This window comes from Mesorhizobium sp. B2-1-3A (assembly GCF_006442655.1).
Classification (GTDB): domain Bacteria; phylum Pseudomonadota; class Alphaproteobacteria; order Rhizobiales; family Rhizobiaceae; genus Mesorhizobium.
The window spans coordinates 387,671-402,697 of record NZ_VFWK01000004.1 but is presented as its reverse complement, the minus strand read 5'-3'; the positions used below and the strand labels follow the sequence as shown (position 1 = coordinate 402,697).

Here is a 15,027-nt window from a genome sequence, read left to right as displayed (position 1 = left end):
GAATCCGTTTCAGCGCGACGCGCTTTAGCCGGTTGAATCACATTCTCCTAGTCCGGAAAAGGCCCGGGCGGCAAATGTCAGATAAAAATGATGCCTGCGGGCCGTAGAGTGTTTCAAGCTGTTCACGATGCGTGAAAGGCAACTTGCGGTGGCCAGCCGCAACGGTCTAGTGTCGCGTCACTTTCCAAACCGATCAGGGGAAACCAATGCAGTGGCTGGATAGCGTGGCAGGCCCTGGTTATGCGGCGGCACTCCTGTGGACTTTCGCGGCGCTGATCCTGCTGGTCATCGTGCTCGTCATCATCAGGCTCGTGCGCAACCTGACCTTCGGTACGTTTGTCGCCGGTGGACGGAACCGCAAGACGCGGCTTGCCGTCATGGACGCCACGGCCGTCGACAGCCATCGACGACTGGTGCTGGTGCGCCGCGACGACATCGAGCATCTGCTTCTGATCGGCGGCCCGACCGATGTCGTCGTCGAACGCGACATCCGTCTGGCTGCGCCCCGCCGTCCGGCGCTGACCGGAGATAGCGGCCTGCAGCCCGTCCCGGCGGCCACGGCCACGGCAGCAAAATCGCGACCGCCTCAGCCGGCTCCCGCGCCGGCACGTCCCGCACCACCTCCGCCTCCGCAGCCGATGACCGCTGCACCGCCGCCTGCCCGCCAGCGCCCGGCGGCGCCACCGCCAGCCCCGGCGCCCGCACCGAAGCCGGCGGCGCAAACCTATCAGTCGGCCAACGTCACGCCACTGCCTGCCTACGGCTCCGCCAACGCCAATGCCGTTAGGCACGCGCCGCCACCGCCGCCAAGGCAGGACACCATCGACGACACGTTGATGAAGGAACTCGAGGTTTCGCTGGACCAGCCCCGCTCCGGCGGCCCGGTGGGCAAACCGGCAGCCAAGGCGCCGCAATCGCTTGACGATGAAATGACCAAGCTTCTGGGCGAACTTTCAAGCCAGAAGAGATGACAAGCGCCTGAGCAGGGGCCGGCGACCTGGCCAAGGTCGAGTGCGCTGTCGCCCGGTTTTGGCCCAGCCAAGCACCAACCAAAAATGGCCGGGAACCCCGGCCATTTTGATATCAACTTCGTTGAAGCTGCCCGGAACCGCAGCCCCGAAGCAATGTGTCAGTCGTCGCGATAGACTTTTTCGCGGCGCTCATGCCGTTCCTGCGCCTCGATCGACAAGGTTGCGATCGGACGCGCATCGAGCCGCTTCAGCGCGATAGGCTCGCCGGTTTCCTCGCAATAGCCGTAAGTGCCTTCATCGATGCGCTGTAGTGCCGAATCGATCTTTGAGATCAGCTTGCGCTGGCGATCACGAGCCCTGAGCTCGATGGCGCGGTCGGTTTCCGAAGAGGCCCGGTCGGCGAGGTCAGGGTGGTTGGCGTTTTCTTGCTGAAGGATTTCGAGAGTTTCGCGCGCTTCGCGCAATATGTCATTTTTCCAGGTGACGAGCTTTAGGCGGAAGTAGGATTTCTGCCGTTCGTTCATGAACGGCTCGTCTTCGGAGGGTACGTAATCGGCGGTAACGATGTCGTTCATTCGACTCACCCAAACTGCCCCAAATTTGGCGCCTATATATTCGCCGGTCGACGCCTGCACAAGCGCAATCGCCCACCGTCTCACGCAATTGTTAAAGTACGCCGGCGGCCGCCGCTGAAGCGAGCCGCAGCCGATTCCATGGCCAAAGCGAGCCACCGTTTGCCATCCGTCCCATGCAATTCATTGGCGGGAGAACGCGGGACCATTGTGCGAACCGCTCTTCTCGTGGCTAATCGCGGTGCGGCTTCGGCTTTCGGCATCATTGGAGGTTGGGTGAGCAGGCTGTATCTGTTGCGACACGCCAAGGCCGGCTGGGCGCTGCCCGGCATGCGCGATTTCGATCGCCCGCTCGACGCATCGGGCCGCGCCGATGCCGAGATCATGGGCACGGCCATGCGGTCACGGGGCTATGTCCCCGACCTGACATTGTGCTCCAACGCCAAGCGCGCCAGGGAGACGCTCGAAGGACTGGCCGGCCAGACAGATACCGGCAAGGTGCTGTTCTTCGACACGCTCTACAGCGAAGACGCGGCCGGCTATCTCCGCCTTATCCGGGAGCATGGCGGGCCGGGTTCCCTGCTGGTCATCGGTCACAACCCGATGATGGAGGATCTTGCCATGGCGGTCTCGGGCGACGGCGAGGAGACGGCGCGGGCAATGCTCAATCATGGTTTCCCGACTTCGGGCCTGGCAGTCGTGCGCTTCCTGGACGACCTGACGAAGCTAGCCCAGGAAGCAGGTTATCTCGAAGCGTTTCTGACACCGGCCGATCTCTAGTGTCGCTTCCCGGCGCCATTTCAAAGCCTGGTTCCAAAGCCTATATCGCAGGGACCGAAGCCCGAGAGAGCACATTTTGGCATCATCGCTAACCACTATCACCGACGAGGCAAGAATTGCCCTCGATACGCTGTCGGGACGCGCCACAGGGCTTTTTTCTCCATCGTTGAGACTGGGCGTTACAGGCCTTTCCCGCGCCGGCAAGACGGTATTCATCTCCGCGCTGGTCCACAATCTGATCCACGGCGGACGCCTGCCATTGTTCGAGGCACAGAAATCCGGGCGCATCGCGCGCGCCTTCCTTGAAGAGCAGCCGGATGATGCCGTCCCGCGCTTCCAATACGAGGACCACATCGCCGCATTGGTCAACGACCGCGTCTGGCCCGATTCGACACGCGCCATTTCTGAACTGCGGCTGACCATCGAATACGAATCGGCCTCCGGCTGGAGCCGCATGTTCTCTTCCGGCAAATTGTCGGTCGACATCGTCGACTACCCCGGCGAATGGCTGCTCGACCTACCGCTGCTCGGCAAATCCTTCACCGATTTTTCACGCGAGGCCATCGAGATGGCCGCCTTGCCGGTGCGGGAGGATCTGTCGCAGGCTTGGCGGGAGATCTCGGCTCGGATCGACCCGAATGCCGACGCCGACGAGATGACGGCACGCCGCCTGGCCGAAAGCTTCGCCGCCTATCTCAAGGCCTGCAAGCTCGACGAGCGGGCGCTTTCGACCCTGCCGCCGGGCCGTTTCCTGATGCCCGGCGATCTCGAAGGCTCCCCCGCGCTGACTTTCGCGCCGCTGGCAGGCCTCGGCGACAGGCGTCCACGCCCGGGGTCGCTGCATGCCATGATGGACAGGCGCTACGAGGCTTACAAGACGCATGTCGTCAAACCTTTCTTCCGCGAACACATCACGCGGCTGGACCGCCAGATCGTGCTGATCGATGCCATGCAGGCGCTGAATGCCGGCCCTGGCGCCATGGCCGATCTCGAGCGCGCCGTGACCGAAATTCTAAGCTGCTTTCGTCCCGGCCGGGGCAGCTTCCTCACCGACCTCTTTTCCCGGCGCATCGACCGCATCCTGGTCGCCGCGACGAAGGCCGACCACCTGCACCATGAAAGCCATGACCGGTTGCAGGCAATCGTACGGCGGTTGGCCGACCGCGCCGTGGCACGGGCAAACTTCACCGGCGCCGACGTCGACGTGGTGGCCATGGCGGCGGTGCGTGCGACCCGAGAAGGCACGGTCAAGCAAGGCCGCGAGACGTTGCCGGTCATTATCGGCACGCCGATCGCCGGCGAGAAGATCAACGGCGAGACGTTTGACGGAAAGACCGAAACCGCCATATTTCCCGGTGATTTACCGGAGAAGATTGATGCGCTGTTCGACATCTCCGGGCCCGACCACAGGCAGGATTCCACGGACCCGGCAATCCGCTTTGTCCGGTTCCGTCCGCCAAAGCTCGAACGCACGGCCGAGGGCGTCACCCTGTCCTTGCCTCATATCAGGCTCGACCGTGCCTTGCAGTTCCTGATCGGAGATCATCTGGCATGACCGCGCCCCGCAAGCCGGCGGCCTTCCACATCGAGCCGGAAGCCACGCCAACACAGCATGCGCCAGAAGCGCGCCAGGCCGAGCCTTCGCGCAAACCCCGTGCGCTCAAGGCAGATGTCGCGCTGGTCATACCGGCGGAGATCGATGTTTTCGATGAGCCAGACATTGTTGCGGCCGAGCCGCCACCGGCGATCGCCCCCAGAAAGCGCTCGCTGTTGGGCAGCATCTTCTTCGGCGCCATGGGCGTGCTGGTTTCATTGGCGGTCGGCCTGTGGACCGACCAGCTGATACGCGACCTCTTCGCCCGTGCCGAATGGCTGGGCTGGCTGGCTGCCGGCATGGCTGTTGTTGCCTTGCTGGCGCTCCTGGTGATCCTGATCCGCGAGTTCCTGGCGATCGCCCGCCTCGCCGAGGTCGAAAAACTGCAAAAGCGCGCGCTCGATGCCATCGCGCGCGACGATCCAAAGGCGGCACGATCGGTGGTCGACGAGCTGTCAGCTTTCGTCGCGGCCAAGCCGGAAACAGCGGCCGGCCGGCGCGCGCTGGCCGAACTGCGCGGCGAAATCATCGACGGCGGCAATCTTGTGCGCCTGGCGGAAGCGGAAATCCTTGGCCCCCTCGATGCCAGGGCCAAGGTGATGATCCTCGAGGCCGCCAAACGCGTCTCGCTGGTAACGGCGGTCAGCCCGCGTGCGCTCGTCGATGTCGCCTATGTCGTGTTCGAGGCAGGCCGCCTCATTCGCCGCCTTTCGGAACTCTATGGCGGGCGGCCGGGAACGCTGGGGTTCTTCCGCCTGGCGCGCAGCGTTCTGGCGCATCTGGCGGTCACCGGCTCGATCGCCGTCGGCGACAGTTTCGTCCAGCAGATCGTCGGCCACGGCCTGGCGGCGCGCCTTTCGGCAAAGCTTGGCGAGGGTGTCGTCAACGGCATGATGACGGCGCGCATCGGCATCGCGGCGATGGAGACGGCGCGCCCCCTGCCCTTCAGCGCGGCAAAACGCCCTGGACTGGGCGATTTTCTCTCTGCATTGACATCGTTCGCCGCGAAGAAGGACACCGAAACGACGGGCTCCGGCAAATAGCGTCCTGTTCTTCCGGACGATGAGCCGATTGCGGTTTCGACGCCCTGCGGTGACGAAGCATTAACCAATCTTCTTCATGGTCAAACCGGTTCCAAACAGCCTCTTTGTTGCCGGGTGTCGTCGATGAAAAGCGTAATTCTGTCCAGCGTCTTGCCCCTGGCCGTCGCGATCACAGCAGTCGTCGGTGTCGCCTCGGAGGCTTCCGCCGCGGAGCCGGACAAGCAGTTCTTCCAGTCGGCCGAAGGCAAATGGGTCGGTCCGGGCGAAATCATCGCCGGCAAGTACAAGGGCACGAAATTCAACTGCAGTTTCACCGGCTCCACGCCCGACGGCAAGACGGGGATGACGCTGGACGGCGGCTGCCGGGTCGGCGTGTTTACCCAGCCGATGTCGGCCAAGATCGAGCGCAAGGGCCGCGACTACAAGGGCTCCTTCATGGGCGGCTCGGCCGGTGCAGGCCTCGATATCATCGGCGGCAATGTTGTCGACGCCCGCAAAGTGGTCTTCACCATCAACCGGAACCAGTTGCGCGGCGTCATGCAGGCCCGCATTCCCGACGACAATTCGATGACCGTGACGGTTGCCGTGCGTGTCCAGGACCAGTTGGTGCCGGTCATCGGCATGAACCTGAAGCGCGTCGATGCCGTCGAAGTCGGCTCCATCGCGCCGAACTGAGCGCGCATCGCGCCGTAATACACCTCAAAAACAAAGAGGCGGCAGCCCATCGCCACCGCCTCCTTTGAAACAGTCGAACGGGGCGTCAGCCCTTGATCGCTGCCGTCACCTCGTCATAGGCCTTGCAGGCGTCGGCAAGTGTCGTGGTGCCCTGGTACTTGGTTGTCACCGCCTGGACCTTGGCGGTCAGGTCAGCTGCCTTGGACGGGTCCTTGGTGATCGCTTCCTGCAGTGCGGCAGCCATGTCCTGCGCCTTCTTGGTCGCGATCTCGGCCGTGCATTCCGGTGCCTTCGAGCAGGCCGAGCCGGCAAGCACCGCCAGGCCGACGGCAACAAGCAAAAACTTCTTCATGTCAGTCATCTCCTCAAAAGGGCGCGACTTGATCGTCGCTCACCCTCTAATGGCCGAAGCCGAGCGTGCTCTAACGCTCGATTATGGCAAGATGCAACGCGGCCTCAGCCTCAACTTGTGTAACGCGCCTGCAATATTGTCCGGGCTGGATTCAGGCTGTTCGATCCGCACCGAAACCCCTATCCTTCCGGCCAGGCGCGAGACCTGAAAATCGGAATCGATTTTCTGATCGGATCATGCGCAAAATCAAAGTACTACGGTGGCCCAGCGCATCCCTCGATCCGCGCGGCGCCACGGTTTTGACCGCATCGGCCGCGGTCCTCGAACAAACGGAACGGTGGGAATGGCGGTAGAAACATCAGGCAGCGATCTCATTCAGGTGGTGGCGCTGCTTGCCGCGGGGGTCGTCGCCGTCCCGATCTTCAAGCGCATGGGTCTCGGCTCGATCCTTGGCTATCTGGCCGCCGGTGTGGTGATCGGTCCGTTCGGCATCGGCGTCTTTTCCGAATCGGGCGCCATCCTCCACGTCGCCGAACTCGGCGTCGTCATGTTCCTGTTCATCATCGGACTGGAAATGCAGCCGTCGCGGCTATGGGGCCTGCGGCGCGAAATCTTCGGCCTCGGCGCACTCCAGGTCGGGATCTGCGCTGTCCTTCTGACCGGCGTGGGAATGGCCGGAGGTTTTTCGATCTCGCAATCCTTCGTAGCCGGAGCCGGTTTCGTGCTGACCTCGACTGCGATCGTCATGCAGCTTCTGGAGGAGCGCGGGGAAATCGCCTCGCCGAAAGGCCAGCGCATCGTCTCCATCCTACTGCTGGAAGATCTGGCCATCGTGCCGCTGCTGGCCCTGATCGCGTTCCTGGCGCCGGGCGGCGCCGACACCAGCCTGTCGGAAAGACTGACCGAGGTCGGCATCGGTCTTGCGGCGATCGTCGGACTGGTGCTGGCCGGACGCTACCTGCTCAATCCCTTCTTCCGCATCCTGGCGGATGCCCGTGCCCGCGAAGTGATGACGGCGGCGGCCCTTCTGGTCGTGCTCGGATCGGCACTCGCCATGCAGCTCAGCGGCCTGTCGATGGCGATGGGAGCGTTCCTGGCCGGCGTTCTTCTGTCCGAATCGACCTTCCGCCATCAGCTCGAAGCCGACATCGAACCGTTCCGCGGCATCCTGCTTGGCCTGTTCTTCCTTGCCGTCGGCATGTCGCTCGATCTGCATGTGGTGGCCGCGAACTGGAAGCTGATCGCCGTCTATGTCGTCGCCTACATGGTGATGAAGGCGCTTGGCATCTACATCGTCGCCCGCATCCTCAAGACCGGCCATCGCGAAGCGCTCGAACGCGCCGTCTTCATGGCGCAAGGTGGTGAATTCGCCTTCGTCCTCTACTCAGCCGCCGCTGCCGTTGGTATCATCGACGGCCAGGCCAACGCGACCCTGACGGCGATCGTCATCATCTCCATGGTCCTGACGCCGCTGGCGATCATCGCCTTGCGCTATGTCACCCCGCGCGACGAGCAATCGCTCGACGGGGTCGATGTCGCCGACGGCCTGACCGGCAGCGTGCTGATCATCGGCTTCGGACGCTTCGGCCAGATCGCCAGCCAGCCGCTGCTGCTGCGCGGCATAGACGTCTCGATCATCGACAATGATGTCGAGATGATCCAGGCTGCGGCCGATTTCGGCTTCAAGGTCTATTATGGCGACGGCACGCGGCTGGATATCCTGCATGCGGCCGGCGCCGGCCGGGCACGCGCGGTGCTGATCTGTGTCGACAAGGCCGATGCGGCTGTTCGCATTGCCCAGCTGATCAAGGCCGAATTTCCGCTGCTTACAGTGCTGGCCCGGGCTTTCGACCGCGGCACCGCGCTGCAGCTCATTCGCGCCGGCGTCGACTATCAGCTGCGTGAGACCTTCGAATCGGCCCTGGTTTTCGGTGGCTCGGCCCTGGAATCGCTTGGGGTTGATCCCGAAGACGTGGCTGAAACGATCGAAGACGTCAGGCGCCGCGACACCGACCGCTTCGAAACCCAGCTCGCCGAAGGCATCCGCGCCGGACAACGCTTCTTGCGGGGCAATATCGGCACGCCGATTCCGACACCGCTCTCCACGCCGCGCCGCCCCGGCCAGGCACTCAATGAAGAGACGGCCGGCGTTCTGCACAAACCCGAAACCGCCGATTGAACAGGGAAGCATGCATGGGATTGGACAACAGGGCCCTGTCGGTCACCAAATTCTGGCGTGATGCCGGCGAGGATGCATGGTTCGAGAAAAACGATGCCTTCGATGCCGGTTTCCGCGACCGCTTTCTTGATCTGCACTACGCCGCCGCGCGGCGCGAATGCGATGACTGGTCAGAACACGCCGAAGGCTCGCTGGCGCTGATGATCCTGCTCGACCAGTTTCCGCGCAATTGTTTTCGCGGTACCGGCCACATGTTCGCCACCGACTCGCTGGCCAGGCATTTTGCTCGGAAGGCGGTCGCCGCCGGGCATGATCTGGCGCTGGAACCCGAACTCCGCGTGTTCCTGTATTTGCCGTTCGAACATGCAGAAAACCTTGCCGACCAGGACATTTCGGTCGAACTGCACACCGCCAGGGCCGAGTTCAACCTGAAATACGCACTGGAGCATCGCGACATCATCCAGCGCTTCGGCCGCTTTCCGCACCGCAACAGCTTGCTTGGCCGCGAAACCACGGCGGAGGAAAAGGCATTCCTGGACGCAGGTGGGTTCTCGGGCTGACGCCTGTCTGTCTCTTTGCTTTGGCGCAATCCCAAGGGAAAGCTTCAGCGCAACCACCAGTCACGGCCGGATGGCAATCGCTCGATGCCGGCGGCGTCAACGGCGCCCAAGCGCTCCGACACGCTTCGCCCGCCGACGGCAAGATCCGGCGCGATCTCAGCCAGCGGCGCCAGCACGAAGGCGCGCTCCAGCATGCGCGGATGTGGCACTTCCAGGCCGGTCTCATGGATGATGCGGTCGCCGAACACCAGAATGTCGATATCGATCAGCCGCGGCCCCCAGCGCTCCTCACGCACCCGCTTCAGCTTTCGCTCGGCATCGAGGCAGAGATCGAGCAGCGCCCGCGGCGAGAGCTGGGTCGACAGTTCGGCGGCGGCGTTGAGGAAATCCGGCTGATCGAGCTTGCCCCAGGGCGGCGTGCGGTAGAGCGAAGAAACGGCGGCGACGCGCGTGTCCGCATCGGCATCGAGAATACGCAATGCCGCTGCCATCGAGGCAGCCGGGTCGCCCAGATTGCCGCCGAGGCTGAGGTAGACGGTGTTACTCCGGCCAGACAACGGTCACCTCGACATAATCGAGCACGCCAGGCACCGGCGCGTTCGGCTTGCGCACGGTGATTTCGGCTCTCTTGATCTGGGGAAATCGCTCCGTCAGCGCCTTTGCCACTTCCATTGCCAGGGCCTCGATCAGGAAGCGCCGCTCGCCGGTGATGATCTTCTCGATCACCGTGAAGGCAATGCCATAGTTGACGGTTTCCCCGATGGCATCGTCGACAAGCGCGCGGCCGGGTTCGACCGACAGCACCGCGTCGACGTAAAAACGCTGGCCAAGCGCCTCCTCCTCGTCGAGCACGCCATGCCGTGCAAAGAAGGCGCAGTTCTTCAAGCGGATGACATACATGGCTCAGCGTCCCGATCTAGAGCGACTTGCGTTCCACTTGGACGCACAAAGTACGCTCTAACACTTTTGAATCTATGCACCGCGCTTTCCGAAAATCGATTCCGATTTTCGGGCCGATGCGGCGGTTTCACGCGCCAGCATAGCATCCGCCACGGCCAGCGCGTCCACGTTGATTGCGACATCATGGACGCGAAACAGATGCGCGCCCTTGAGCCTGAGAATGACGCTGGTCGCCGCCGTCCCGGCGGCACGGTCGGCCGCATCGCGGCCGGTGACGGTGCCGATGAAGCGTTTTCGCGAGGTGCCGGCCATCAGCGGAAAGCCAAGCGCATGAAGCTCTGCAAAACGCGCCATCAGGTCGAGATTGTCCTCAGACGTCTCCTTGGCGAAGCCGAAGCCGGGGTCAAGCACGATGCGATCGTCCGCAACGCCGTTCCGACGGGCGATCTCCAGCGATTTCTCCAGGAAGGCGAATTGATCGGCGATCACGTCGGGCAATTTTTCTCGATCCCGGCCAGTATGCATGATGATGAGCCCGGCACCGGTTTCGGCGGCGACCCGCGCAATGTCGGGCTCGCGCTGCAAACCCCAGACATCGTTGACGATATGCGCGCCGGCAGCCACCGCAAGCCGCGCCGTCTCGGCACGATAGGTATCGACCGAAATCAGCACCTCGCCGGAACGCGCCAGCGCCTCGATCACCGGCAGGATACGCGCCTGCTCCTCGCTGGCCGATATTGCGGCGCCGCCCGGCCGGGTCGATTCCCCACCAACATCGATGATCCGAGCCCCTTCGCCGACCATGCGACGCGCCTGGGCCAGTGCCGCCTCGGGACCATCAAACAGGCCACCGTCGGAAAAGCTGTCGGGGGTGACGTTGAGGATCCCGACGACCACGGCCTTGCGGCCAAGGTCGAGATGGCGTCCATGGGCCAGCTGCCATCGCCCCGCCGTCATTGCTCATCAACCATGGGCTCATCAATGATGTGTGATCCGCAAAGGATCAATTCCGTTGCGTTGGCAACGGCCGTAAAGCAAGGTGGTCGAAGAGGCAATATGATGAAACGAACCCTGCTCTGCGCGCTGCTGCTTGCTGTGACGACCGCCATTCCAGCGGGCGCGGCCAATTTGGTGAAGACATACAGCTATTTTTCCATTGGCGGCAGCACGCTCGAGGATATCGAGAAGCAGCTCTCCAAACATGGGCCGCAGGTCAAAAGCACGGGCTCGCGCCACCCCGGCGCCACCCAGATGGCCTTCACCACCCGTATCAGCTACGCCCGGCAGGCTGGCTCCTGCCGGATCGCCGACGCGGTCGTGACCCTCAAGGTCAAGGTAATCCTTCCGGAATGGCGCCGCCCGCGCAAGGCGGATGCCGATGTCAAGCTGTTCTGGGATACGCTGGCTGCCGACATCAAGCGTCACGAAGAACGCCATGTCGAGATCGCCAAGAATCATGCCCGCGAGCTCGAAGACGCGCTGAAGGCGACCTATCCGCAGAAGGATTGCGATGCGGCCAAGGCAAAGGCTGCCGAGATCACCGCCGCCGTCCTCGCCAGGCACGACCGCGCCCAGGTGCAGTTCGACCGCGTCGAAAGCGTCAATTTCGAAAGCCGTATCCTGCGGCTCATGCGCTATCGCATCGAGCGCATGCAGAATGGCCAGCTGCCGCCGGCCTGAATTTCGTGGGCGCACTGAGTGGCGCCGACGCAAGCCAACCGGGCCGAAGCGTAGTGCCAGCTTCGAAAAATTTTCGAACGGCAGTCGAAATCGGCCTATACGGAACGACATATCACGGGTTGGCAGGGCACAACCCTCCAAGCACGGGCATCACGGCCGATCGCGCGGCGCACCCACCAGACAAGCCCTATCGGTGCCCCGGACGGCGCGCAAGCACATGGACAAAAGACTTATGGACCAGGCTGTCGACAAGCAGACCATCGCGGCTGCGGCAACGCCACTGACCGAAGCCGAGAAGAACGCCATCATCGGCGGCGTGCTTTTGTCGATGCTGCTGGCGGCGCTCGACCAGACCATCGTCGCGCCCGCCATGCCGACCATCGGCCATGCGCTAGGCCATGCGCAATACCTGCCCTGGATCGTCACCGGCTACCTGCTGACCGCGACCGCCATGGCGCCGCTCTACGGCAAGATCTCGGACGTCTATGGCCGGCGGCCAACGGTCTATGCCGCGATCCTGATCTTCCTCCTGGGATCGCTTGTCAGCGCGATGGCTCCCAACATGTTCATGCTGGTGGTCGGGCGCGCCATCCAGGGCGCCGGCGGCGGTGGCCTGTTCGCCCTGGCGCAAACCGTGATCGGAGACCTTGTGCCGCCGCGAGAGCGAGCACGGTACGCGGCCTGGATTTCGGGCACCTGGGCGGTCGCCAGCATTGCCGGGCCACTGTTGGGCGGCACCTTCGCCGAGCACCTGCACTGGTCGCTGATCTTCTGGATCAACATCCCGCTCGGCATCGCCGCGATGGCCATCATCAACAAGCCGCTGAGGAAGCTGCCGGTCGCGGCAAAGCGGCATCGCATAGACGGACTTGGCGCGCTGCTTTTGATCGCGGCCACCGCCCTACTGCTTCTTGCCTTGAATTGGGGTGGCAGCGAGTATCCATGGCTGTCGCGAGAAATCCTCGGGCTGGTGGCGAGTTCGGCCATCATCTGGTGTGCGTTCGCGCTGCGGCTGTTGCGCGCTTCCGAGCCGCTGATCTCGCTCGAAGTGCTCTCCAATCCGATCGTTCTCGGGGGCACGCTTTCCCTGTTCCTCCTGCAGGCCTCCAATATCGGGCTGTCGGTCTATCTGCCGGTCTACCTGCAATCGGTCATCGGCTTGTCGGCGAGCGAATCCGGCACCGCCCTGCTGGGGCTGATGCTGGGCACGGTTGCCGGCGCGACATTCAGCGGGCGCACAATTCCACGCTTCGTCCACTACAAGCGGATCGCCATGATCGGGTTGGCCTTCGCCGCCGTGTGTCTCGGCATCCTCACGCTTGTGGCCGGGCACGCCTCGCTGCTGGTCGTCGAGATCCTGACGACATGCATCGGCATTGGCAGCGGCACCACCTTTCCGGTCGCCACGGTGTCGGTCCAGAACGCGGTCGACCCCAAGCATCTCGGCGTCGCCACCGGCGTGATGACGTTCCTGCGCTCGCTGGGCAGCGCGCTCGGCGTGGCTATCCTCGGTGCCGTCGCGCTGGGCAACGGCCTGCCGCTGGCTGGCGAAGGCGCCCAGACGGGCGGAGCCGTGGCTGGGACTTCGGCGTTCTGGGTGATCTTCGCCGCCGCCGTGGTCATGCTGGTACTGGCGCTTCTGACGCTCAGCCTGATGCCGGAAAAGCCGCTGCGCGGCCGGCCCGAGGCTCCGGTACTGGCGGACTAGACTGGAGCTATTCCAACAAAAATGAGAAGCGCCTTCTCCTGGGAATTGCATAAAATCAAGGAGATAGGGCGTCTTCCCGTTTCCGCGAAACGGTGAAACGCCCTAGGACGCGTCCACCACGCCGAGCTTCTTCTGCAGGCTCGTGGACGAGGTCGTGTACTGGAACACGATGCGTTCGCCGGGGCTGATGATGCGCTTGGCGGCCTGCGCCATCAGCGCCACTTCATGGAAGCCCGACAGGATCAGCTTCAGCTTGCCCGGATACCAGTTGATGTCGCCGACCGCGAAAATGCCGGGCACCGATGTCTGGAACTTCTCGGTGTCGACCGGAATCAGGTTCTCGTGGAGATTGAGCCCCCATTCCGCGATCGGGCCAAGCTTCATGGTCAAGCCGAAGAAGGGCAGCATGCGTGTGCATGGCACTTCGATATCGCCGTCCGGACCGCCCTTGATGGTGGCCGATGACAGCTGGCCGTCGGCGCCGGCGAGGCCGGTCACCTGGCCGACCCTGAATTCCAGCTGCTTCATCTCCTGCATGGCGTACATCTTGTTGACGCTGTCGGGCGCGGCGCGGAATTCAGGGCGCCGGTGGACCAGCGTCACGCTTTTCGCCACAGGCTGCAGGTTCAGCGTCCAGTCCAGCGCCGAGTCGCCGCCGCCGACGATGACCAGGTCATGGCCGCGAAAATCCTCCATCCGGCGCACCGAATAAAAGACGCTCTTGCCCTCGTAGGGCTCGATGCCCGGAATCGGCGGGCGCTTCGGCTGGAACGAGCCGCCGCCAGCGGCGATGACCACCACCTTGGCCTCGAACACCTCGTTCTCGTCCGTGGTCACGCGAAAGCTGCCATCCTCCAGCTTCTCCAGGCTGGAGACCATGCGGTTGTAGGTGAAGTCAGGCTTGAACGGGTGGATCTGTTCGAGCAGCTTGTCCACAAGTCCTTGCGCCGAGATCGAAGGCCAACCGGGAATGTCGTAGATCGGCTTTTCCGGATAGAGCTCCGCGCATTGGCCGCCTGGCTTGTCGAGAATGTCGATCAGGTGGCACTTCATGTCGATCAGGCCGAGTTCGAACACGGCAAACAGCCCGACAGGCCCCGCTCCGACAATGAGGACATCCGTCTTGATTGTTTCGGTCATGCTGTGTGTCCCCTTGGGAATGGGGCGAGACTGCATGAGCCGCGGCCTGCTGCCAAGCGGCAGCGGGAAAAATCGGCTTCAGCCCTGCCGTTCGGGCACCCGCACCACCAGACCGTCGAGCGCGTCGCGCACCTTGATCTGGCAGGACAGCCGCGAATTCGGCTGGACGTCATAGGCGAAGTCCAGCATGTCCTCCTCCATCGCCTCGGGCTCGCCGACCTCCGCCGTCCATGCCTCGTCGACATAGACATGGCAGGTGGCGCAGGCGCATGCGCCGCCGCACTCGGCCTCGATCCCCGGCACGGCGTTGCGGATGGCGTTTTCCATCACCGTCGAGCCGTTTTCGGCATCCACGTCAAAATGTGTGCCGTCATGGGCAATGAAGGTCAGTTTGGTCATTTGTCACCTGAAGGGAGTTTCAGCCGAGATAATCACTCCGGCAAACAAGTCAACTGCCGCGCGAAAGCGGCGCTCGGTGACGTTTTTCCACAAACCGGGGTCAGCGATTGATCGCGGCGATGAAATCGCGCACTTCGTCGATCAGCGTGCCGAGCCGCTTGAGCGTCTGGCTGTCTTCCGGCCGCCGCTCGATCTCGGTGGCGCAATCGGCGATGGCGAAGGCGCCGACGCCGCGAGCCGAGCCCTTCAACCCGTGAGCCAGCAAAAGCCGGTCCTTGAGATTGGCGTCGACTATTTTGTCGCGCACGGACAGCGCCTGCTGTACAAACAGCGCCAGCACCTCCTGCTCAAGAGCGCGGTCGCCCATCGTCTGCCGGGCAAGGTGTGCCAAATCGACCGGTCGGGACTGCCTGGTTCCCGATACGTCGCCCCCGGGCATTGAGAAGGCAATGCCGCTTTCGCCACGCATGAACT

At 63.4% G+C, this 15,027-nt stretch carries 17 protein-coding genes; 9 read left to right on the top strand and 8 right to left on the bottom strand.

What is annotated here, in order from left to right; translation table 11 throughout:
- The first annotated feature begins 206 nt into the window (after positions 1–206).
- Positions 207–971: a flagellar biosynthetic protein FliO gene (locus tag FJ977_RS17605; RefSeq protein ID WP_140773378.1), complete on the top strand. Its 765-nt coding sequence runs from the start codon at positions 207–209 to the stop codon at positions 969–971.
- Positions 972–1,129: 158 nt separating this feature from the next.
- Here FJ977_RS17605 and dksA read toward each other — a convergent pair whose 3' ends face one another.
- On the bottom strand, positions 1,130–1,546 hold the full coding sequence (gene dksA, locus FJ977_RS17600) for an RNA polymerase-binding protein DksA (protein WP_006202025.1): 417 nt from the start codon (positions 1,544–1,546) through the stop codon (positions 1,130–1,132).
- 273 nt (positions 1,547–1,819) lie between these two features.
- Between dksA and FJ977_RS17595 the strand changes: the two genes are divergently transcribed.
- The 4 genes from FJ977_RS17595 (at position 1,820) to FJ977_RS17580 (ending at position 5,635) form a co-directional block, all read left to right on the top strand.
- Entirely contained in the window at positions 1,820–2,323 is a 504-nt protein-coding gene (locus FJ977_RS17595) for a histidine phosphatase family protein (protein ID WP_140773376.1), read from the top strand.
- Positions 2,324–2,399: 76 nt separating this feature from the next.
- The gene (locus FJ977_RS17590) at positions 2,400–3,878 is read left to right on the top strand and encodes a YcjX family protein (protein WP_140773374.1); all 1,479 of its coding nucleotides are present in this window, start codon (positions 2,400–2,402) and stop codon (positions 3,876–3,878) included.
- A complete protein-coding gene (locus FJ977_RS17585) occupies positions 3,875–4,960 on the top strand; it encodes a YcjF family protein (protein ID WP_140773372.1) in 1,086 nt (361 codons plus the stop codon). The genes FJ977_RS17590 and FJ977_RS17585 overlap by 4 nt, the downstream gene beginning before the upstream one ends.
- A 123-nt stretch (positions 4,961–5,083) precedes the next feature.
- Complete coding sequence (locus FJ977_RS17580) at positions 5,084–5,635, top strand: hypothetical protein (RefSeq protein ID WP_140773370.1); 552 nt, start codon at positions 5,084–5,086, stop codon at positions 5,633–5,635.
- An 85-nt stretch (positions 5,636–5,720) separates the two neighbouring features.
- Here FJ977_RS17580 and FJ977_RS17575 read toward each other — a convergent pair whose 3' ends face one another.
- Positions 5,721–5,987 carry a hypothetical protein gene (locus FJ977_RS17575; protein WP_019858327.1) on the bottom strand — a complete coding sequence of 89 codons (267 nt, stop codon included), beginning with the start codon at positions 5,985–5,987 and terminating at the stop codon, positions 5,721–5,723.
- A 343-nt stretch (positions 5,988–6,330) separates the two neighbouring features.
- Here FJ977_RS17575 and FJ977_RS17570 point away from each other — a divergent pair, with 343 nt between their 5' ends.
- Entirely contained in the window at positions 6,331–8,166 is a 1,836-nt protein-coding gene (locus FJ977_RS17570) for a monovalent cation:proton antiporter-2 (CPA2) family protein (RefSeq protein ID WP_140773369.1), read from the top strand.
- Between the two features lie 14 nt (positions 8,167–8,180).
- On the top strand, positions 8,181–8,726 hold the full coding sequence (locus tag FJ977_RS17565; protein WP_140773367.1) for a DUF924 family protein: 546 nt from the start codon (positions 8,181–8,183) through the stop codon (positions 8,724–8,726).
- A 44-nt stretch (positions 8,727–8,770) separates the two neighbouring features.
- Here FJ977_RS17565 and folK read toward each other — a convergent pair whose 3' ends face one another.
- From folK to folP, 3 genes are all read right to left on the bottom strand, one after another.
- On the bottom strand, positions 8,771–9,283 hold the full coding sequence (folK, locus tag FJ977_RS17560; RefSeq protein WP_140773365.1) for a 2-amino-4-hydroxy-6-hydroxymethyldihydropteridine diphosphokinase: 513 nt from the start codon (positions 9,281–9,283) through the stop codon (positions 8,771–8,773).
- Positions 9,267–9,626, bottom strand: a complete 360-nt coding sequence (folB, locus tag FJ977_RS17555) for a dihydroneopterin aldolase (RefSeq protein ID WP_056576709.1) — start codon at positions 9,624–9,626, stop codon at positions 9,267–9,269. The genes folK and folB overlap by 17 nt, the downstream gene beginning before the upstream one ends.
- A 72-nt stretch (positions 9,627–9,698) precedes the next feature.
- Complete coding sequence (gene folP, locus FJ977_RS17550) at positions 9,699–10,583, bottom strand: dihydropteroate synthase (protein ID WP_140773363.1); 885 nt, start codon at positions 10,581–10,583, stop codon at positions 9,699–9,701.
- A gap of 99 nt (positions 10,584–10,682) precedes the next feature.
- Here folP and FJ977_RS17545 point away from each other — a divergent pair, with 99 nt between their 5' ends.
- Positions 10,683–11,306 carry a DUF922 domain-containing Zn-dependent protease gene (locus tag FJ977_RS17545; protein ID WP_181179920.1) on the top strand — a complete coding sequence of 208 codons (624 nt, stop codon included), beginning with the start codon at positions 10,683–10,685 and terminating at the stop codon, positions 11,304–11,306.
- A gap of 232 nt (positions 11,307–11,538) precedes the next feature.
- A complete protein-coding gene (locus FJ977_RS17540; protein WP_140773944.1) occupies positions 11,539–13,014 on the top strand; it encodes an MDR family MFS transporter in 1,476 nt (491 codons plus the stop codon).
- A gap of 102 nt (positions 13,015–13,116) precedes the next feature.
- Here the strand turns inward: FJ977_RS17540 and FJ977_RS17535 are convergent, their stop codons facing one another.
- The 3 genes from FJ977_RS17535 to FJ977_RS17525 form a co-directional block, all read right to left on the bottom strand.
- A complete protein-coding gene (locus FJ977_RS17535) occupies positions 13,117–14,154 on the bottom strand; it encodes an NAD(P)/FAD-dependent oxidoreductase (RefSeq protein ID WP_140773359.1) in 1,038 nt (345 codons plus the stop codon).
- Positions 14,155–14,232: 78 nt separating this feature from the next.
- A complete protein-coding gene (locus FJ977_RS17530) occupies positions 14,233–14,553 on the bottom strand; it encodes a 2Fe-2S iron-sulfur cluster-binding protein (RefSeq protein WP_137931040.1) in 321 nt (106 codons plus the stop codon).
- Between the two features lie 100 nt (positions 14,554–14,653).
- Positions 14,654–15,022 carry an Hpt domain-containing protein gene (locus FJ977_RS17525; RefSeq protein ID WP_140773357.1) on the bottom strand — a complete coding sequence of 123 codons (369 nt, stop codon included), beginning with the start codon at positions 15,020–15,022 and terminating at the stop codon, positions 14,654–14,656.
- Positions 15,023–15,027: the final 5 nt, after the last annotated feature.

What these genes read in the sequence shown, in the direction of transcription:
- folP (WP_140773363.1), bottom strand. Translation starts at nt 10,583, where the DNA reads ATGACGGCGGGGCGATGGCAGCTGGCCCATGGACGCCATCTCGACCTT.
- FJ977_RS17605 (WP_140773378.1), top strand. Translation starts at nt 207, where the DNA reads ATGCAGTGGCTGGATAGCGTGGCAGGCCCTGGTTATGCGGCGGCACTC.
- FJ977_RS17535 (WP_140773359.1), bottom strand. Translation starts at nt 14,154, where the DNA reads ATGACCGAAACAATCAAGACGGATGTCCTCATTGTCGGAGCGGGGCCT.
- FJ977_RS17525 (WP_140773357.1), bottom strand. Translation starts at nt 15,022, where the DNA reads ATGCGTGGCGAAAGCGGCATTGCCTTCTCAATGCCCGGGGGCGACGTA.
- FJ977_RS17565 (WP_140773367.1), top strand. Translation starts at nt 8,181, where the DNA reads ATGGGATTGGACAACAGGGCCCTGTCGGTCACCAAATTCTGGCGTGAT.
- FJ977_RS17530 (WP_137931040.1), bottom strand. Translation starts at nt 14,553, where the DNA reads ATGACCAAACTGACCTTCATTGCCCATGACGGCACACATTTTGACGTG.
- FJ977_RS17575 (WP_019858327.1), bottom strand. Translation starts at nt 5,987, where the DNA reads ATGAAGAAGTTTTTGCTTGTTGCCGTCGGCCTGGCGGTGCTTGCCGGC.
- FJ977_RS17570 (WP_140773369.1), top strand. Translation starts at nt 6,331, where the DNA reads ATGGCGGTAGAAACATCAGGCAGCGATCTCATTCAGGTGGTGGCGCTG.
- dksA (WP_006202025.1), bottom strand. Translation starts at nt 1,546, where the DNA reads ATGAACGACATCGTTACCGCCGATTACGTACCCTCCGAAGACGAGCCG.
- FJ977_RS17540 (WP_140773944.1), top strand. Translation starts at nt 11,539, where the DNA reads ATGGACCAGGCTGTCGACAAGCAGACCATCGCGGCTGCGGCAACGCCA.
- FJ977_RS17545 (WP_181179920.1), top strand. Translation starts at nt 10,683, where the DNA reads ATGATGAAACGAACCCTGCTCTGCGCGCTGCTGCTTGCTGTGACGACC.
- folB (WP_056576709.1), bottom strand. Translation starts at nt 9,626, where the DNA reads ATGTATGTCATCCGCTTGAAGAACTGCGCCTTCTTTGCACGGCATGGC.
- FJ977_RS17580 (WP_140773370.1), top strand. Translation starts at nt 5,084, where the DNA reads ATGAAAAGCGTAATTCTGTCCAGCGTCTTGCCCCTGGCCGTCGCGATC.
- FJ977_RS17585 (WP_140773372.1), top strand. Translation starts at nt 3,875, where the DNA reads ATGACCGCGCCCCGCAAGCCGGCGGCCTTCCACATCGAGCCGGAAGCC.